Raw genomic sequence first — 16,521 nt, forward strand, 5'->3', positions numbered from 1 at the left:
AGATGGCCGCTCACGTACTGTCATTCTTCCCCAAATACTGCTTCGGCACTTCGAAGGTGTATGGGCGGGCAAGCCGGTAGAGCTGGCGGACTGGCAGGCTTTCTGGCTGGCGGTTGAGTTTGGGTGGTACCGGGAGGATGGAACGCGGCGTTTTCGTACCGGTATGAAGAAGTCGCTCGCAAGAACGGCAAGTCAACCAAACTAGCCGGGCTTGGCTTATACCTGTTTTCTGCTGACAAGGAGGCTGGCGCACAGGTTTATACCGCGGCTACCAAGCTGGAACAGGCCAAGATTACGCATGCAGCGGCCGAGATGATGGTGGCGAAGTCGCCAGCGCTACGCCAGCTGATCCAGAACCACAAAAACAAGCTGTGGATCCCGGGCACGGCCAACAAATTCATCCCGCTGGGTGCGGATGCCAACACACAGGATGGCCTCAACGTCCACGGCGCCATCATCGACGAGTTGCATGCGCACCCGTCACGTGCTCTGTGGGATGTGATCGACACGGCACGCGGTGCCCGGCGGCGCAGCTTGATGCACGCCATTACCACTTCAGGTTTCAATCAGGATGGCTCCATCTGTCTGGAACAACGCAACTACCTTATCCAGATTCTAGAGGGGCAGCTTGATGACGACAGTTTCGGCGGGGTGATTTACACCCTGGATGAAGGGGATGACTGGTTCGATGAGTCCAACTGGATCAAGGCCAACCCAAACCTTGGTGTGTCGGTGTTTCTGGATGAATTACGCACCCAGGCGGCCAAGGCCGGGCATGTTCCGGCCGCACTCAACAACTTTCTGACCAAGCGTCTGAATATCTGGACGCAAGTCAGCGAGAGCTGGCTGTCTATGGACGCCCGGGACAAGAACGCTGATTCCGTTGATATCGAGGCGTTGCGGGGCAGGAAATGCTTCGGTGGTCTGGACTTGGCCAGTAAAACCGACATTGCCGCGTGGATTCTGCTGTTCCCGCCAGAAAAGCCGGGCGAAAAATGGGTGGTTCTCTGCCGCTTCTTTATCCCGGAAGACAACATGTTGGTACGGGACCAGAAGGACCGGGTGAGCTACACCGCCCGGGCACGGAATGGCTACATCATCCCGACAGCAGGGACGCAGATCGATCAGGAGGCTATTCGTCGCCAGATCATCGATGATGCGGCTTCCTTCGAAATTCAGTCTATCGGCTTCGATGCGTGGAACGCCGGGAAGATCGCCACCGAACTGATGGAAGATGGCATGGAAATGGTCGCCTTGACGCAAAACTTCCAGAACCTTTCTGAGCCATCCAAAGAGTTGGAGGCCAAGATACTGGCCGGTGGGTTCGCGCATGGCGGCCAACCGGTATTGCGCTGGATGGCCGGTAACGTCGTGGTTTTACGGGATACCAATGACAACTATCGACCCAACAAGAAAAGGTCACGCGAGCGTATCGATGGCATCGTCGCGCTGGTTATGGCGCTAAACCGAGCCATGTATCACGCGCCGGAGGAAACGGTGCGACTGGCCTACGAAGACGAGGTTTACCTATGAGACTCATCGACAAACTCACGCTGTCTGTCGGCCTTGTCGGGGCTGCGTCGGTCACGGTTGGCGCGGCCCTCCTCCATCCGGCTGCCGGATGGATCGTGGGCGGAACGTTCGCGCTGACGTGGTCGTATCTGACCGCGCGCGGCGTGGCGAAGGGAGGCTGATGTTTATATCGCAACAATTCGGCGTTCAAACGTCAGGCAATCCGGATCCGGGTTGGATTTCAAGCCTGTTCGGGCATGCACGAAGCGCTGCCGAGCATCACGGTTACCCCGGAAAAAGCCCTGTCACTGGTCACCTATCAGGCTTGCGTCAGCCTGATCGCGGAGAGTGTCCGCGCAGCTGCCGTGCGAGCTTTACCAAAAGAAAGGTGATCAGCGTGACCGGGCGATTGATCACCCGGTTTATAGCCCTGGTGCACGAACAGCCGAACGCTTGGCAGACGGCCTACGAGTTCACCGAGCTGTCACAGGTCTGGTGTGGGACGCACGGCAACAGCTACTCATTCATTGAGCGCGGGCAAGATGGGCGCCCTACCGCACTGATTCCCCGGGATCCGAAGAAAGTTTCTGTCTTCAAGGGCTCGGACAACCTGCCCTACTACCAGTTTAATGGTAGCGACTTACTGCCTCAGCGGAATGTCCACCATGTGCGGTGGTTCTCTACCGACGGATACGTGGGTGCCAGCCCGGTTGCCCTGCATTGCGACGTGCTTGGTCTGGCTCTGGCCACCAATGGCCACGCCAGTGCGGTGTTTGCTTCCGGTACCAATCTGGCTTAAGCGTGCTGGAGCGGCTTAGCGATGATAGGCGACAAGATTCTTGAGCCGCTATCACGCGAGAAAGTGAAACAGACCCGGGAGCAGTGGCAAGAGCAGTACGCCGGGTTCAGAAACGCCGGGGGAATCGCGGTGCTGCAAGACGGCCTGAAGTTCTCGCCTCTGGCCATGACGAACTCGGATGCCCAGCTGATCGAGGCCCGCAAGCTTTCATCTTTGGAAATCACGCAGATCTTCAAGGTCCCACCGCACAAGGTTGGTCTGCTGGACCGGGCAACCAATAACAACATTGAGCAGCAAGCGATTGAGTTTGTCGTCTACTGCCTGATGCCGTGGATCCGGCGGCGTGAGCAAGCCATGGCGCGTGACCTGCTGCTGCCGAAGGATCGCCGGGACTACTACATCGAGTACAACGTGTCCGGCCTGCTGCGTGGTGACCAGGGCGAGCCGGTTCGCAGCCTATGCCACGGCCCGCCAGTGGGGATGGTTGTCCGTCAATGACATCCGCCGCCCTGGAAAACCTGCCGCCCATCCCGGGCGGTGACACATACCTGCAGCCCGTCAACATGGCGGCTGGAGAGGTTACGTCCCACAGGGCTATCAGCCCGGTGCCGAGGCCATTGCAGAAGTTGAACGCGCGCTTGCGCAGTGAGGAACACATGAAATCACGCTCTTACCCATTGATTGCCGGGCACATCTTCAACACCCCGTTGATGGTGCTGCCTTCGATGGCTGAAACGGCTGTGGCATGGGCTAAAAAACAGCTGAACATGAATATCGTCATGGCGATGCCCAGCGCCCGGATGATGGAAGATGACGGCGAAGACACGCTGGATCTTGACCCGCCGACGCCGGACCCGGTGTACGGCGGTGGCGTCGCGGTCATTCCGGTCTACGGGGTACTGGTTTCCCGGATCGGCCAGCTGGACATGTGCGAGACCATGACGGCATATGAGTCGTTGCGCAGCCAGATTCAGTGCGCACTCAATGATGCGGGCATCAGTCACATCATCCTTGATATCGACTCATGCGGCGGATCAGTCGCGGGCTGCATGGAGCTGGCCGACTTCATCTATAGCTGCCGGGGCATCAAACCGATTACCGCACTGGTGAACTTCAAGGCCTTCAGCGCCGCGTACCTGATCGCCTCGGCCTGCGACGAAATCGTCATGAGCGAAACGTCCGGCGCGGGAAGTATCGGGGTGATCATGCAGCATGCGGATCTGAGCAAGGCCAATGAAATGGAAGGTATCAGCTATACCACCATCTTTATCGGTAACCACAAGAACGATGGTGACCCGAACCAGCCGCTGACTGACCAGGCCCGAGCCGTCATGGAGCAGCGCTGCAAGGTGGCTTATGACCAATTCACCGGCCGTGTGGCCAAGTATCGCAATCTCGACGTCAAAGCCGTGATTGCCACTCAGGCTGGTCTGTATTTTGGTCAGGAGGCCATCGATAGTGGTTTGGCTGACCGCATTGAAGCACCGCAAGACGCCGTCAACCGCATTGCCAGTGATCTGGCCGCCCAACGCCAGAGCAAACCGCCGCAAAAGATCATGCGTATGCAGGCCCGGGCCGCGGCTCAGGCCATGCAAGCCCAGCTCTAACGCCACCCGGCGTATCAACTGAAATCCCGCCAAGGCGGGTTTTTTCATTTCTGCCGCCGCCTACGGGTGGCGTTTTTCATTTGTGGAGACACTACATGACTTATCTCGAAATGCAGCAGCGTCGCGCCGAAATTGCGGCCCGTACCCAAACCCCGGCCAGCCTCGAAGCCGCGGGTACCGGCTTGTCGGCGGAGCAGCTGGGCGAAGTGCAAAACCTGCAAGCCGAGTTCGATTCCCTGACCCAGAAGATGGAACGCCAGCAAGCCGCTGAAAAGATGGCTGCGGCCGCTGCTACCCAAGTCACCACGGCACCGGTTGCTACGCCGACCAAGGTACCGGCCACCCCGGCAGCGCCTACGGTCAAAGGCGCTGGCGTGGCACGCATGGTGTCCGCACTGGTACAGGCTCAAGGTAACTACCATGTGGCGGCGGATATTGCCGACAAGAACGGCTATGGCGCGGATGTCGCCGCCGCGCTGAGTACGGCCACGCCCGGTGCGGGTGGTGTGCTGATCCCGAGCAATATGTCTCAGGAAGTCATTGAACTGCTGCGCCCGAAGGCAGTTATCCGCAAGATGGGCACCCGCTCGGTTCCGCTGAATAACGGCAACCTGACGATCCCGCGCCTGAAAGGCGGTGCATCGGTTGGCTACATTGGCACGGACGGCGATGCACCGACGACTGAAGCCAGTTTTGATGACCTGAAGCTGTCGTCCAAGAAAATGGCCGCCCGGTGCCGATCAGTAATGATCTGCTGGCCTACTCTGGCGTGCGTCCGGGTATCGATCAGCTGATCGTGGGTGACCTGACCTCGGCCATCGGTGCACGCGAAGACAAGGCTTTCATCCGTGACGACGGGACCGGCAATCTGCCTAAAGGTCTGCGTTTCTGGTGCATTGCCGGTAACCAGCTGGCCGCCCCGGCCATTGATGCGATTGATGCCGCCGCTCTGCAAGCCATCGAAATCTTCCTGAACAGCTTGATCCTGCTACTGGAAGGCGTCGATGCCAACATGGTCACCCCGGGCTGGCTGATGTCCCCACGTACCTTCCGCTTCCCGGAAGGCCTGAAAGACCTGAAGGGTAACAAGGTCTACCCGGAGATGGCCCAAGGCCAGTTGAAAGGCTACCCGATCGGCAAAACCACCCAGATCCCGAACAACCTCGGCCAGTCTGGTAAGGAATCCGAGTTGTACTTCGTTGATTTCAACGACTGCTTCATCGGTGAAGATGAAACCCTGATGATCGACTTCTCCAAAGAAGCGACCTATAAGGATTCCGACGGCAACATGGTCAGCGCCTTCCAGCGTGACCAGACGCTGGTACGGGTGATCTCCAAACATGACTTTGGTCCGCGTCACGTTGAATCCATCGCGGTCGGTACCGGCGTCACCGGGGCGCCTAATCGGTTGGCCCGCTACGGCGGGCCGAATCCTTTCTGGAGAAAGACATGAAGATCATCAAGTTCCTGAAACCCTACGCCCTCTACACGTCGAGCGATATCGCCGGTTTCGACGATGACAAGGCCGACAAGCTGATTGAAGCCAAGATTGCCGAGGCATACGAGGCCCCGGCAGACGATAAGGCCGACAAAAAATCGGCCAAGGACTAAGCCATGTCTGCCGTGTTGATCGAACGCAGCACGGCATCCGTGCTGGAACTGGCCGACATCAAGCGGCAATGCCGGATCGATGATGACCTGACGGAAGATGATTCGCTGCTTGTCATGCTGGAAAAGGCCGCAGTAAGGGCGTGTGAGAAACGGATACGTGGACCGGTCCTGACAGCCACGTATATGGAGACGTTGGCCGAATGGCCAGCGGTTCCCCGGCTGACCTTGCAAACGGCTGGAGCATTTGAAGTTACGGACATTGCCCTGTCGATTGGCGGGAATCCATTTCCCCGGCATGACTTCCATGCCTTGCCCTCGCCGCCTGCCCTACAGATCAAGCCGCATCACCTGGCGCCAGCCTGTGGTGCCATTCGCCATGACGGTCACCTCCACCGCTCCAGCCGTTTATGGCCTCATGTGGATGCCGTCGCCAATGCCATCCAGATTCGTTATAAGGCAGGGTTGGCTGAAACCGGTGACAACGTGCCTGAAGACGTCCGGCAATGGCTGCTTTTTACCATCGGGACCCTGTATGAGTACCGCGAGCGGTTTGTGGTTGGCCAAACTGTGACGGAAGTGCCCGGCGGATTTGTCGATTCATTGCTTGATCCCTATACCTTGCGCGAGGTGACGCTATGAGAGCCGGAAAGCTTCGACATCGCATCACTATCGAAAAACAGGCCAAGGGCAAGAACCTGTCTGGTGAGTCACGGCTGGATGAATGGGAGCCTGTCCTGCCTCGAATCTGGGCCAACATCTCAGACCTGACCGGTCGGGACAAGATCAATGACCTGACCACCAGCGAAATCGATGCCCGTGGCTATTTGCGCTGGCGCAATGGCATTCATGCCGGGATGCGGGTCAAACACCGTGACCGCTATTACCTGATCACGAATGAACCGATCGATCGGATGGGTACCCGATCCGAGATGGAGCTTTTGCTGAGGATGATGGACTGATGGCCGATGTTGAGCTTCAGATTGATCCCCGTGCGGGTGAGCTTTTTATTCGCCTGCATGGCATCAGTAGTGTTCTGGATGACCGCCGGGCACTGAGTAAGCCTCTGCTGTCTGGGATGCGGATCATCCAGCGCCGTGCCAAGGCTGATGCGCCTAAAGACACCGGTTTCCTGCGTTCCCAGATCATTGCCCGGACGAATGTTCGCAGCAGCGATCCGCTCACTGGGTTTGTGACGGTGGCCACCCGGGCAAAACGCAGCCGTAACGGCACACTCAAAAATGCCCGGCTTTCGGCAAAGCGTAGCACTGGTAGAAAGGTAGATGTCGTCACGGCCTTTTATGGCCGATTTCAGGAAAAAGGGACGAGCAAAATGCCTGCACATGCCTTCCTTTCCCCTGCTGTCGAAGAAGTCGGCGAGCAAGCCAGAGAGCAAGTCGCGGCTGAGGTACAGGCTACGATGCTGAAATTGGTGGGAGAACGCCTTGCAAACCTTTGATATTGCCCGATTGGTCTATGGCTTGCTGGAAGGCCCGCTGGAAGGACGCGTTGCACTTGGACGCTTGAATGTCCGGCGGGAGGATGTTGCTGCGCCACTGTCGGTCATCCACGTCCAGAAAAACGTTCCGAATGAAAACCAGAAGCTCAATACGCGGCTGGATATCGTCAAGATCGTGATCTCGACGATGATCGATGCCAGCAGCGGCGAGCTGTATAGCCGCATGGAACCCCATCTGAATGCCCTTCGCACGGCATTATTTGCTGATCGACGGCTGGCGCGTCAGCAAGGCGTGATCGAGGTACAGGAAGGGGAAACAGTGCATGACTACAACCCCGAAGAGCTGGTTTATCTGGTCGATCTGACGATTGAAATCAAGTACCGCCGAGAGGCCGGACAGCCTTAACCCCCTAACCCGCCTTGGCGGGATTTTTTTGCCTATAACCCGCTATCAGCGGGTTTTTTTATGTAAGGACCCGCTAAATGTCTGCTCCGATTCAAGAATACAGCTATGTCGGTTGTGGTGCCGTCAAGTTGAAGCTTGCTGATGCCGATCCGGTACCCGTCGGTAACTGCTCTGCCCTGTCTCTGAAGATGAGCGTTGATGAAAAAACGCTGACCGACTACACCAATGGCGGTGGTGGTACCGGAACAAGATGACGCGCATCAAGGATGTCAGCGTCGAGATGGATCTGCGCGAACTGTCGTCTTACCAACATCGGCCCGGCCCTGAACGGTACGGTCATCGTTGATGATGCAACAGGCAAGGCCACGATCGAAGCCCTGACGGCCATGGGCAAAGAATACACGCTGATCTTTGAAGGTATGAACGACGCGCAGTCTGGCGCCAGTGTCGATGTCACTGTTCATCGCTTCAAGCCGACGCCAGCCGAAAGCCCTGGATTTGATCGGTGATGACTTTGCCACGCTGAAGATCAAGGGTTCTGCGCTGGTGGACAAGACTCAGCCTAACCAAGTCGCGCTACTTCGTCGTGGTGATGGATACCAAAGTTTAACGAATGACCGAAAGCTCCGTAACTGCGGGGCTTTCATTGGAGCTTCCATGCTTAGAAAGCTGATTACCCTTGATGGTGGTAAAGAGGTAGTTGTCCGTGAACTGGTAGTGAAAGATGTACGTGACCTATTCATGGAGTAAGCCTCTGACCTGGTTGACTCGCTGGTGCTTAGCGACTGTACGCTGACTGCATTGTCGAAGGTCAGCAGTTTATCCAAGCAAGAGATGGAGGATATGGCTCCGTCTGACCTGCAGATCGTTGTTGAGGCGGCAAAAGAGGTAAACCCCGGTTTTTTCGGACTGAAAGAACGGCTCGAAAAACTCAACCAGGCAAGAGCCTGAAAGCGTTTGACACCGTTCTGGCCGCGATGACCCGTCTTGGTCATACAAATGTTATCTCCTATCCCTATTCCTACTTCATGACAGCTGTTGAGGAGGCTTCCCATGGCAAGCAATGACATGTTTATCCGCATGGTTATGTCTGGTGACGCCTCACCATTCCTGAAGGAAGTCGTTTCTGCTGAAAGCCGGTTCAAGGGCGCTTTGTCCGGCATGTCATCCCGTGCGGCTCGTATGGAGCTGTTTGATAAGCTGAAAGAGGACGCCAAGACTGCCGCCGCAGAGTTCTTCAAACTTAAAGAACAGACAAACTCGTACCAAGCGGCATTGGCTTAGCGCCCAGTGCCATTGCAAAAATTCCAGCAGGCCATGGCTGCAACCGAACTGGCTACCCGGCAAAGTGAGGTTGAGATAAGTCATCAGCGCTCGGCATTAAAACCGCTGGAAGAAGCCCTGAAAACCGCTACATCCGCCTATACCGGTATCCGTAAGGAAGCTATCCGGGCAGGTGGTACAGCGGAAGATTTTGCAGGGGAGATCGCACAGGCCAAACGGCAACTGGATATCGCCACTTCCGCGCTGAGTCAGCATAAAGCGGCGATGGAGAAAAGTGCTAGTGAGTACACCTCAAATAAGGAAGCACTGGCGGCCTACAAGTCCCAGTTGGTTTCTGTAGAGAAGCCAGTCAAGGACTTGGAAACCCAGCTGGCAGCCGCCAAGCGTCAGTTGGCCAAGGCTGAAACCCGTATGGGAAAGACCCGTGGCTCGTTGCAGGACATGCGCCATGAGCTGCAAGCAGCCGGGGTCGATACGAAGAACCTTGCTGCTGAGCAAGAGGCCATGTCACAGCGTATTTCTGCCGTCATGAGCCGAATCAGTTCTGGTAAGAAGCTGGATGTCGCCCGATCAAATATCGGCACCCGTTCGGATAGCGATATCCAGCGGGAAATCGTGCAGATTCAGGCCTCTTATAATCGTCTGGCGCAATCTGGCTCCATGAGTATGGTGGAGCAAATCCGCGCGGCTCAGTCTGCCAAAGCAAAGATTGCTGAACTGAAGAATGAGATGTATGGGGAATTGCCTTCAACCAGTTTCCTGCATACGTCGGTGGGGAAAATTGCCGCCGTTACAACTTCCATCATTTCGCTGACAGCTGCAATTGGCCTAACAAAAAGCATCCTGTCTACCGCTGGTGAGTTTGAGACTTTGCGAACTCAGCTGAACTCGGTAGAAAAGTCAGCAGACAGTGGTGCTCGTGCCTTCGAATATGTAAAGAATCTTGCTGTTTCCACGCCATATCAGGTTGATGGCCTGACAAAAGCCTATATCCGCCTGAAAAACTTCGGGATTGACCCGACTCGCGGGTCGCTACAGGCATCCATTGACCAGTCTGCGGCGCTGGGTGGTAGTCAGGAGACGCTGGAGCGCATCACTTTGGCATTAGGCCAAGCATGGTCGAAACAGAAGCTGCAGGGTGAGGAGGCCATGCAGCTCGTTGAAGCCGGTGTTCCGGTTTGGGATCTGCTTAGCCAGAAACTTGGCAAGAGTGCCGCCGAGTTGCAGACCATGGCCAGTAATGGACAGCTTGGTCGTGATGTCATCAAGGCATTGATGGATGCCATGGAGAAAAACTCCGCTGGGGCCGCCGCCGCGCAAATGAAAACGTGGAATGGCGTGGTGTCCAATGCTGTTGACCTGTGGAAGATGTTTCTTGATGAAATTGGTCAGGCTGGCCTGCTGGATTTTGCCAAGAAGGAAATCACTGATCTGACCGATACCCTGAACAAGATGAAGGAAACCGGCGATCTATCGAGACTTGCTCATGATATTGCTGATGCAATCAAGATATTGGGTCAGGTTGCGATTGGTACGGCCCGCTTTCTTGTCGAGCATCGTAAGGCAATTGAGACGGTTCTCGCTGTCTATATCGGGTTTAAAGCAACGGGTGTTGTGGCCAATCTAATTGATGACCTCATCAAGATGTCTTCAAAGGCTAAGGATGCTTACGACTGGATAAAGAAAATTGGAGCAGCGGATTTTACTGGCGGTAGTGCAGGCGGAATCAGTGGAACTGCAAAAAACTTACCGGTAAATGAAAAACAAGCCGTAAAAACTGTAGCCAGCTATGAAGGTGAGCAGTTTGCCAAGTCTGGATCAAAAGCCGCTGAAGAAAGTTTGATTAAAAATGCTGGTGCAGGGATTTCTAAAAATGGTAAGGAGGTTGTTGGTGGTGCAGTTGGAGTGGGTGCTGTAACCATTGCCACCAGTTTTTTAAAATCTCTTACCGGCCTTGCTATTGGTGCAGCAGGTGCTATTGCTCTTGGCGGTGTTGCATTTGCCGGTGCCTATCTCGTCGCACGACCATATCTCCAAGAACAGCTTAAAAAACTGGCCGATCGTAACAAGCTGATGCAGGACTATATCGACCTTCAGAATGATGCCGTAAAGCGAGACAGTTCTGGTCGAATTGGTTTTCATCCGGGTGAATATGCCACTGTCTATAGCCGTGATGATCTGGCTGGTATGACAAAGCCACAGCTTGATGACTATGGCAATGATCTGACTCGGTCGATGAAGATCAATGAAGTCAAAGCGAAACAAAGGGCTTCAACGGTTCGTGATCAGGGTGGTGATCCATCAAAAGATGCGGAGTATAAGGCGAATATTGCCGGGCAGGCCGAGTACAAAAAGGGGCTGGATGCGCTCAAGAAGTATATGGATGAGCGGATCAAGATCGAGGATGCCTACACCAAGAGCGTTCAAGGCGTAAAAAACAGCCAGTTAGCTGTTTTGGCCGAATCGCTGGCCAAAGAGCAAAAGCTGTACGACAAGTACAACGATCTGCTCAAGCAGGCCACCGACACCCGGTTGAAGCATCAGGACGCCTGGGCCGGTAAGAAAGGCACGGATCCGGCAGAAAAGGCCAAAGACCCGCAGGACATGGGGACGACAGACTTTTTTGAAGGTCAGGCTAAAGCCTCTTCCCTGTCCCGCAAGGCACAAGAAAGCCTCGCTACCTACAAGCAGTCCGGCAAAGATGAAGACCTGCGCAAGTACCAGCAAGACGCCGCCGCGGCGGAAAAGCAATTCCAGTCACTGTCTGATGTGATCGACAAGCTTCGTGAGGCAGGGAAGATCACCAAGGGCGAATATGACTGGATGAACCAGAGCGCTGGCTCCTTGCAGGATGGCTTTGATGCCAAAACGGAAGGCGTTGCCAAAGACAAGCTGCAAGAAGTCATGGCGAAGATCGAGTCGTTAAAGCAGGCCGCCGAGTCGGTGAAAAACCTGCAGATCGGCTTCGATACCGAAAAAGGCATGCGGGATCTGGATAGCTTGATGGCCAGTTTTGAGCAAGCCGCGCGCCAGCGACCCATCCAGATCCCGACGCAATTTGTCGGGCCGGATGGGAAGTACCTGACGGATGCCCGCAAGGATCTTGGCTTGCTTACCACGCCCTATTCCCTGCCGACCATTCAGGCCAATGCCGAGGGTGGGTTGATTTCTGGCCCGGGTACGGGGACGTCAGACAGCATCCTGTCTCGCCTATCCAACGGTGAGTTTGTGATGACAGCATCGGCCGTCGGCCATTACGGCCCCGAGCTAATGGAGGCGATCAACCAACGCCGGTTGCCTAAGTTTGCTACCGGTGGACTGGTCGGGTCTCTCCCATCCCTCACTGACAACCTGAACCTTCCGGATCCGGAGCGGTTGTCGCGACCGGCGACACCGGCAGCGCTGACGCCCATCAACATTCATCTTCCGGGAATCAGTGACCCGGTGACGATGCACGGCAGTGAGGATGCCGTCAGCCAGCTGACCGCTGCCGCCCGGATGCTCAATCTCAAACAGGGATAACGCATGAATGACCAAACCTTGATGCTGGATGGGGTGCCGATCCCCATCCCGGCAGGGTTAGACCTGTCCCAAAGCTATGAAGAAATCGGTGGCAAAACCCTGCTCCGCACGCGCTCTGGCAAGGCAGTATCGCAAGCGCGTTGGAAGCGGTTAAAGACGACGGTGCAAGGTGGGGGCTGGATACCGGCGCCGCTGGCCGGACTGGATACAGCCGTCCCTCACACACTGGACTGCATCGTTCCGCGTGTCGTTCCGATCGGAACTGTCGTGAGCGAACGGCCGGATCTTCCAGGGGTTGAGATGGAAGGCGGCTACCAGTATTGGCCGCGGCTGACCGGCTATCTCACGGTCAACGATAGCGGTGATGTGCGGAATGCCGGGTATACCTGGTCGATCACGCTTGAGGAGGAATAAAACAAGCCCCGGTTCTCGGGGCTTGTTTCTTACAGATCGACGGTTTTACCAACGATGCCTTTGCCCAGATGGCGCAGGGCTTCTTCGATCAAGTTCACCTTGGACTGGTGGCGAGGATCAAGAATCCGCTCGATCTGTGGATTGGCCCAGCCTGTCATCCTGGCCAGATCGACCTTACGGACACCTTTCTCAATCATGGCGTTGTGTAGCAACACTTTTAGCGAGGCCATGATGGGGAGCGCGATAAAGTCCTCGCCATGCGATGCCGGGACGGGAAACGACTTTCTGTCATCCTGATAGATCATGAAAGCCGTCAGCAAGGCGTCCGTCGCATGCTGTAGTGCTTCTTCCCTGTCTGCTCCATAGGTCAGGGCTTCAGGAACGTCCGGAAATTCAACATTCACGCCATCTTCATCGGTGGTTAATTTAACCGAATATCTCAACATTTCTTGCCTTTCGTCGGGCGGATGATAGAGGGGCTTTTGCCCCTCCCTTGTTACTTGAGTCCTAGTGCTTTCTTAACCCCTCTGGCCGTTCCGTTTGCGATTTCTTTGCCTTTATGGTTTGGCACTGCAATCGATCGGCCATTTAGCGTTGCAATCAGGTGGCTTCCTTTACCGGGCTTCATCGTGACGCCCTGCTGTTGTAGCCACTTGATGAACTCACTGTTTTTCATCCGTCCTCCATGCTGTTCGTCATGGGTTAATGATAACACATGTGTTACTTTTAGCAAGACAAAAATAACAGAAATGTTATTTTTTATTGCCACAGGAAATTGCCATGTCTCTGCTCCCGAATGATGCGTATTCCCCGCTTACCCATGCTATTAGCGGACGGTCTATTTATCTGGATGGGTGGGAAACCACGCTAGCAGCTGACTGGACGCCAAACGGCATGAGCAGTGCCGTTCTGACTGACTGGATCGGTCTGGATACCCAGCTAAAAATGCGGCCCGGTACCACTGCCACCGTGGTGATCGAGTGGGACAGCGAAGATGGCACGACCTATCGTCGTCCCTTCTCGCTATATGCCGAAGGCGATGTTATCCGCTGGGGTGACATGCCGGATATGGCGACCGGTGCAGTATCCGATGCCAGCATGACGATTCCATCAGGAAGCCGGGTATACCTGCCGCTGATGGCCGCTGATATGCAGCTGCTGGCTAACCGGTCTCCCGAGTGCATCACCTATGTCATCAACAATGGGACATGGGCCTGCATTGGCGGGTTTAGCCCGTATATGATGAATCCAGACGGCTCTGGCTTTCAGCTGCTTAAGCAGTAGAAAGTGGTGATAGCGGGCTGATTGTTCTGTGCTACTACACTGCCGCTGGGTATGTCGTACTGCAAACCACAAAACTAACGGGTGAAACAGTCTGGTTTGATGCATCGGGAAGCGTTGGAGTCGTCTCATGATGTTCGGCCTGACTACGCTTGGCCAAGCGCCTTTTGGCACAGCTGGCGGCGAATCCATTACCGGTGAAACGGTATCCCTTCCGGTATCGGTGACGGTCAGCCATGCCGTCAGTGACTATGCCGGAGCCCGGGATATCCGTGTCCAGCTGGGTGGTGCCGACGTTTCGGACCGGATCACCGGTGAGGTGGTCATCGAGGCGGAAGAGTCGATGTCTCGTGTTGCCTCGCTCAAGCTGGTCTCGCAGGGTGACACGCTGGCTGGGCTGGCTGGGGCGTCGTTGCGGATTGAAGTCAAGCCAACAGCCGCTTCCGCGTGGGTGCGGCGTTTTACCGGAACCGTTGCGGTACCGGATTTCGATCCTGACAACGGCTTGATCACGCTGCATGCGACGGATGGCCGTCGTGACATGCTGGCCGGATCCAGTCGTGCGGATATCGATGCGCTGATTGGTGGTTACTGGTCGCGTGCGGTGTTTCCACGCTATGCCGACAGCTTGCAGTACGCCAATGACCGGTTGTCCACCGTCGCGGCCGCACTGGATCTGGATGTCTATGGCAATCCCCGCCTGACACCGTGGGCGGGCTTGTCGCCAAGTCTGGTGGTGACGGATGCGCAGGTGCTGGATGGGTCGCTAACCATCCATCCTGTTGCCCGGCAGTCCGTCATCAACTGCATCACCAACGATAACAAGTCAGTGCAAGATATCCGCACCACGTCGATCTGCCAGCTGTCAGACGGTAAAGCCGTCACGATGGCAACCATGCCGACGATCAGCGGCACGGCTGTTCCCGGCATGACCATCACGGTGGAGCTGGCCGGGCAAAAGCTGGCAGCAGTGGCTGGTGCCGGTGGGGCTTGGTCGGTCAAGGTGGCGAAGCCACTGGCTGATGGTCGGTATACCCCGAAAGTGACACTGACCTCTGGCGCCGTCTCATGCGTGATGTGGGGCACGCCATTCCGTGTAGCGCGTGACGGTAAAGGTTCGGCCGTCACCGGTGAGTCTGCCCGGGAGGTGGTAACCGACTGCTCATTCCAGTATCGCTACCCTCGCCTGCACGAGTACCGCCGCACCTATACCTGGTCAATGGGCATGAGCTATGCCGAGTACGCCAAAGGGAATAACGGCAAGCCGTACAAGCTACCGGAGAAGTCGCTGTTCAAGTCAGCGGTCGAGAGTAGTGGCTGGAAATTACTATCCGAGTTCTACACGCCGCCGCTACAGGGTGGTGTCCACTATGTCGGGTATATAGATAGCAGTGGCAACGTCCATTCTGGCGATACGGTGCCAGATGATGCCGTGGCGGTGCTGAAGTACAACAACGATTACACCGGCAAGCCTGAAGACGATCCGCGCTGCGAGTCGGCGGTGATCGCCATCGCCAAGCGGATAGTCCAGACCCTGACCGAGCGCTGGCGCATTACCGTGACGGCACCGGACAGCATTGCTGCGCTGGGTAACCTCAAGCAGCAGGGGCAGACCGCGTCACTGGATGCCACCGGTGGCTTTGACGCCTCGGCGTGGGTCGACTCGACGACGATGCTTCCTGACGTCAAAAACACCTCTGCGGATCTGGTTGATCTGGCCGGGGCGAGCCGAGCGGATGCCACATTGGCACTGCAAACGCTGGCGGCCATCGCCCGACGCAAAATTCTGCTTTCGCACCGGGCCACGCGCGTGAAGTTTGGTTTGCCCGCCAACCCGGTTGTGGATCTGGATCGTGCGATTCATGTCGACAGTGCGGTGCTGGGGGCGACCGGTAAGGTTTACCGGCTGACCGAGCATTACGATCTTTCTGCTTAAGCTAAGGCCACCGTTGAGGTGGAGCTGGCCGTCTCCGGGCTGATTGGTCTTAAGCTACAGCGGAGTCTGACCCGCTGGATGCGCCGGATATGGCTTCCCTGCCCAACCTTTCACAGAATGACACCGCTGACCTTGGCACATGCCCGGAAGGCAATGGTGGCTACAGTGACAGCACGACCGGGTACGTGACCGGTGCCAGTGGTGACGCGTCATCAGGCTATCCGCATGAGGTGGCCATTGCCGTGCCGACCATACCGGTCTTTGTCACCGATGCTGTCGAGCGCGAGCTTGATTACACCGTCAAGGTAGCGATTCCTGTTGATGAGATGGAGATTCGTGCATGAGCCTGACCTTTGGTTTCTATCAGGATGAGGCGCGCCACCAACCGCTGGACAGCCTGGTGCTGTCTGGCGGTGCCTGCCGCCGGTATGGGTGGGAACAGATGGCAGCAAAACGGCCCTGCCAGCGGTGGATAGCCGCATAGACGTTCAAGCTATCGCCGCGGCGCCCTTGCCTGAGACGTCAATCCGATTGGCCTCCTCGCTGTCAGGACTATCTAGTGGTGGCCAGACGCTATCCCTCGGACAGGTGGTATCCGGCATGCAACCGCTGTGGGTGCAGATCGATGATTCCGGACTGGACGATGGCGAGTACCAACTGACACTGCAAAGCAATCTGATCTACGAGGTGTGA

At 56.2% G+C, this 16,521-nt stretch carries 23 protein-coding genes and 2 pseudogenes; 23 read left to right on the top strand and 2 right to left on the bottom strand.

From position 1 onward, the window contains the following. Positions 1 to 123 precede the first annotated feature (123 nt). The 18 genes and pseudogenes from GKE73_RS03390 to GKE73_RS03470 all read left to right on the top strand — a co-directional run bounded on the left by GKE73_RS03390 (position 124) and on the right by GKE73_RS03470 (position 12,611). Complete coding sequence (locus GKE73_RS03390) at positions 124 to 1,533, top strand: terminase large subunit (RefSeq protein ID WP_230369102.1); 1,410 nt, start codon at positions 124 to 126, stop codon at positions 1,531 to 1,533. Next, complete coding sequence (locus GKE73_RS03395) at positions 1,530 to 1,694, top strand: hypothetical protein (RefSeq protein ID WP_230369103.1); 165 nt, start codon at positions 1,530 to 1,532, stop codon at positions 1,692 to 1,694. Before GKE73_RS03390 ends, GKE73_RS03395 begins: the two co-directional genes overlap by 4 nt. 75 nt (positions 1,695 to 1,769) lie before the next feature. Further along, a complete protein-coding gene (locus GKE73_RS22350) occupies positions 1,770 to 1,904 on the top strand; it encodes a hypothetical protein (protein ID WP_280954728.1) in 135 nt (44 codons plus the stop codon). 41 nt (positions 1,905 to 1,945) lie between these two features. Next, a pseudogene (locus tag GKE73_RS03400) lies at positions 1,946 to 2,809 on the top strand (phage portal protein). Continuing rightward, complete coding sequence (locus GKE73_RS03405; RefSeq protein WP_230369104.1) at positions 2,806 to 3,918, top strand: S49 family peptidase; 1,113 nt, start codon at positions 2,806 to 2,808, stop codon at positions 3,916 to 3,918. The pseudogene GKE73_RS03400 and the gene GKE73_RS03405 overlap by 4 nt, the downstream one beginning before the upstream one ends. 110 nt (positions 3,919 to 4,028) lie before the next feature. Beyond that, positions 4,029 to 5,371: pseudogene (locus GKE73_RS03410) on the top strand (phage major capsid protein). Further along, a complete protein-coding gene (locus GKE73_RS03415) occupies positions 5,368 to 5,529 on the top strand; it encodes a hypothetical protein (RefSeq protein WP_230369105.1) in 162 nt (53 codons plus the stop codon). The pseudogene GKE73_RS03410 and the gene GKE73_RS03415 overlap by 4 nt, the downstream one beginning before the upstream one ends. Before the next feature lie 3 nt (positions 5,530 to 5,532). After that, a complete protein-coding gene (locus GKE73_RS03420) occupies positions 5,533 to 6,168 on the top strand; it encodes a head-tail connector protein (protein WP_230369106.1) in 636 nt (211 codons plus the stop codon). Beyond that, positions 6,165 to 6,488 (top strand): phage head closure protein, encoded by a 324-nt coding sequence (locus tag GKE73_RS03425; RefSeq protein WP_230369107.1) that lies wholly within the window; start codon positions 6,165 to 6,167, stop codon positions 6,486 to 6,488. The genes GKE73_RS03420 and GKE73_RS03425 overlap by 4 nt, the downstream gene beginning before the upstream one ends. Further along, positions 6,488 to 6,985 (top strand): HK97-gp10 family putative phage morphogenesis protein, encoded by a 498-nt coding sequence (locus tag GKE73_RS03430; protein ID WP_230369108.1) that lies wholly within the window; start codon positions 6,488 to 6,490, stop codon positions 6,983 to 6,985. The genes GKE73_RS03425 and GKE73_RS03430 overlap by 1 nt, the downstream gene beginning before the upstream one ends. Beyond that, on the top strand, positions 6,972 to 7,391 hold the full coding sequence (locus GKE73_RS03435) for a hypothetical protein (protein WP_230369109.1): 420 nt from the start codon (positions 6,972 to 6,974) through the stop codon (positions 7,389 to 7,391). The genes GKE73_RS03430 and GKE73_RS03435 overlap by 14 nt, the downstream gene beginning before the upstream one ends. Before the next feature lie 77 nt (positions 7,392 to 7,468). Then, a complete protein-coding gene (locus GKE73_RS03440; protein WP_230369110.1) occupies positions 7,469 to 7,645 on the top strand; it encodes a hypothetical protein in 177 nt (58 codons plus the stop codon). Positions 7,646 to 7,657: 12 nt separating this feature from the next. Then, positions 7,658 to 7,900, top strand: coding sequence for a hypothetical protein (locus GKE73_RS03445; RefSeq protein ID WP_230369111.1), 243 nt, complete (start codon positions 7,658 to 7,660; stop codon positions 7,898 to 7,900). Then, the gene (locus tag GKE73_RS03450) at positions 7,842 to 8,141 is read left to right on the top strand and encodes a hypothetical protein (protein ID WP_230369112.1); all 300 of its coding nucleotides are present in this window, start codon (positions 7,842 to 7,844) and stop codon (positions 8,139 to 8,141) included. The genes GKE73_RS03445 and GKE73_RS03450 overlap by 59 nt, the downstream gene beginning before the upstream one ends. 24 nt (positions 8,142 to 8,165) lie before the next feature. After that, entirely contained in the window at positions 8,166 to 8,342 is a 177-nt protein-coding gene (locus GKE73_RS03455) for a hypothetical protein (RefSeq protein WP_230369113.1), read from the top strand. 102 nt (positions 8,343 to 8,444) lie between these two features. After that, positions 8,445 to 8,675, top strand: coding sequence for a hypothetical protein (locus GKE73_RS03460; protein WP_230369114.1), 231 nt, complete (start codon positions 8,445 to 8,447; stop codon positions 8,673 to 8,675). 33 nt (positions 8,676 to 8,708) lie between these two features. Next, positions 8,709 to 12,197: a tape measure protein gene (locus GKE73_RS03465; protein ID WP_230369115.1), complete on the top strand. Its 3,489-nt coding sequence runs from the start codon at positions 8,709 to 8,711 to the stop codon at positions 12,195 to 12,197. A gap of 3 nt (positions 12,198 to 12,200) precedes the next feature. Further along, positions 12,201 to 12,611 carry a hypothetical protein gene (locus GKE73_RS03470; protein ID WP_230369116.1) on the top strand — a complete coding sequence of 137 codons (411 nt, stop codon included), beginning with the start codon at positions 12,201 to 12,203 and terminating at the stop codon, positions 12,609 to 12,611. A gap of 29 nt (positions 12,612 to 12,640) precedes the next feature. Here GKE73_RS03470 and GKE73_RS03475 read toward each other — a convergent pair whose 3' ends face one another. Both GKE73_RS03475 and GKE73_RS21580 read right to left on the bottom strand, forming a co-directional pair. Beyond that, the gene (locus tag GKE73_RS03475; RefSeq protein ID WP_512698891.1) at positions 12,641 to 13,057 is read right to left on the bottom strand and encodes a type II toxin-antitoxin system HicB family antitoxin; all 417 of its coding nucleotides are present in this window, start codon (positions 13,055 to 13,057) and stop codon (positions 12,641 to 12,643) included. Between the two features lie 50 nt (positions 13,058 to 13,107). After that, positions 13,108 to 13,380: a type II toxin-antitoxin system HicA family toxin gene (locus GKE73_RS21580; RefSeq protein WP_230369118.1), complete on the bottom strand. Its 273-nt coding sequence runs from the start codon at positions 13,378 to 13,380 to the stop codon at positions 13,108 to 13,110. A gap of 11 nt (positions 13,381 to 13,391) precedes the next feature. Between GKE73_RS21580 and GKE73_RS03485 the strand changes: the two genes are divergently transcribed. The 5 genes from GKE73_RS03485 (at position 13,392) to GKE73_RS03505 (ending at position 16,521) form a co-directional block, all read left to right on the top strand. Beyond that, a complete protein-coding gene (locus GKE73_RS03485) occupies positions 13,392 to 13,895 on the top strand; it encodes a hypothetical protein (protein WP_230369119.1) in 504 nt (167 codons plus the stop codon). 127 nt (positions 13,896 to 14,022) lie between these two features. Beyond that, positions 14,023 to 15,828 carry an Ig-like domain-containing protein gene (locus tag GKE73_RS03490; RefSeq protein ID WP_230369120.1) on the top strand — a complete coding sequence of 602 codons (1,806 nt, stop codon included), beginning with the start codon at positions 14,023 to 14,025 and terminating at the stop codon, positions 15,826 to 15,828. 89 nt (positions 15,829 to 15,917) lie between these two features. Continuing rightward, positions 15,918 to 16,172, top strand: a complete 255-nt coding sequence (locus tag GKE73_RS03495; RefSeq protein WP_230369121.1) for a hypothetical protein — start codon at positions 15,918 to 15,920, stop codon at positions 16,170 to 16,172. After that, on the top strand, positions 16,169 to 16,312 hold the full coding sequence (locus tag GKE73_RS03500; RefSeq protein ID WP_230369122.1) for a hypothetical protein: 144 nt from the start codon (positions 16,169 to 16,171) through the stop codon (positions 16,310 to 16,312). The genes GKE73_RS03495 and GKE73_RS03500 overlap by 4 nt, the downstream gene beginning before the upstream one ends. A gap of 26 nt (positions 16,313 to 16,338) precedes the next feature. Beyond that, positions 16,339 to 16,521 carry a hypothetical protein gene (locus tag GKE73_RS03505; RefSeq protein ID WP_230369123.1) on the top strand — a complete coding sequence of 61 codons (183 nt, stop codon included), beginning with the start codon at positions 16,339 to 16,341 and terminating at the stop codon, positions 16,519 to 16,521.

The sequence above is a fragment of the Paludibacterium denitrificans genome, from assembly GCF_009707705.1.
Classification (GTDB): domain Bacteria; phylum Pseudomonadota; class Gammaproteobacteria; order Burkholderiales; family Chromobacteriaceae; genus Paludibacterium_A; species Paludibacterium_A denitrificans.

What these genes read in the sequence shown, in the direction of transcription:
- GKE73_RS03465 (WP_230369115.1), top strand. Translation starts at nt 8,709, where the DNA reads ATGGCTGCAACCGAACTGGCTACCCGGCAAAGTGAGGTTGAGATAAGT.
- GKE73_RS03440 (WP_230369110.1), top strand. Translation starts at nt 7,469, where the DNA reads ATGTCTGCTCCGATTCAAGAATACAGCTATGTCGGTTGTGGTGCCGTC.
- GKE73_RS03495 (WP_230369121.1), top strand. Translation starts at nt 15,918, where the DNA reads ATGGCTTCCCTGCCCAACCTTTCACAGAATGACACCGCTGACCTTGGC.
- GKE73_RS03500 (WP_230369122.1), top strand. Translation starts at nt 16,169, where the DNA reads ATGAGCCTGACCTTTGGTTTCTATCAGGATGAGGCGCGCCACCAACCG.
- GKE73_RS03475 (WP_512698891.1), bottom strand. Translation starts at nt 13,057, where the DNA reads ATGTTGAGATATTCGGTTAAATTAACCACCGATGAAGATGGCGTGAAT.
- GKE73_RS03460 (WP_230369114.1), top strand. Translation starts at nt 8,445, where the DNA reads ATGGCAAGCAATGACATGTTTATCCGCATGGTTATGTCTGGTGACGCC.
- GKE73_RS03450 (WP_230369112.1), top strand. Translation starts at nt 7,842, where the DNA reads ATGTCACTGTTCATCGCTTCAAGCCGACGCCAGCCGAAAGCCCTGGAT.
- GKE73_RS03425 (WP_230369107.1), top strand. Translation starts at nt 6,165, where the DNA reads ATGAGAGCCGGAAAGCTTCGACATCGCATCACTATCGAAAAACAGGCC.
- GKE73_RS03395 (WP_230369103.1), top strand. Translation starts at nt 1,530, where the DNA reads ATGAGACTCATCGACAAACTCACGCTGTCTGTCGGCCTTGTCGGGGCT.
- GKE73_RS03430 (WP_230369108.1), top strand. Translation starts at nt 6,488, where the DNA reads ATGGCCGATGTTGAGCTTCAGATTGATCCCCGTGCGGGTGAGCTTTTT.
- GKE73_RS03420 (WP_230369106.1), top strand. Translation starts at nt 5,533, where the DNA reads ATGTCTGCCGTGTTGATCGAACGCAGCACGGCATCCGTGCTGGAACTG.
- GKE73_RS03445 (WP_230369111.1), top strand. Translation starts at nt 7,658, where the DNA reads ATGTCAGCGTCGAGATGGATCTGCGCGAACTGTCGTCTTACCAACATC.
- GKE73_RS03415 (WP_230369105.1), top strand. Translation starts at nt 5,368, where the DNA reads ATGAAGATCATCAAGTTCCTGAAACCCTACGCCCTCTACACGTCGAGC.
- GKE73_RS03470 (WP_230369116.1), top strand. Translation starts at nt 12,201, where the DNA reads ATGAATGACCAAACCTTGATGCTGGATGGGGTGCCGATCCCCATCCCG.
- GKE73_RS03490 (WP_230369120.1), top strand. Translation starts at nt 14,023, where the DNA reads ATGATGTTCGGCCTGACTACGCTTGGCCAAGCGCCTTTTGGCACAGCT.
- GKE73_RS22350 (WP_280954728.1), top strand. Translation starts at nt 1,770, where the DNA reads ATGCACGAAGCGCTGCCGAGCATCACGGTTACCCCGGAAAAAGCCCTG.
- GKE73_RS03405 (WP_230369104.1), top strand. Translation starts at nt 2,806, where the DNA reads ATGACATCCGCCGCCCTGGAAAACCTGCCGCCCATCCCGGGCGGTGAC.
- GKE73_RS03485 (WP_230369119.1), top strand. Translation starts at nt 13,392, where the DNA reads ATGTCTCTGCTCCCGAATGATGCGTATTCCCCGCTTACCCATGCTATT.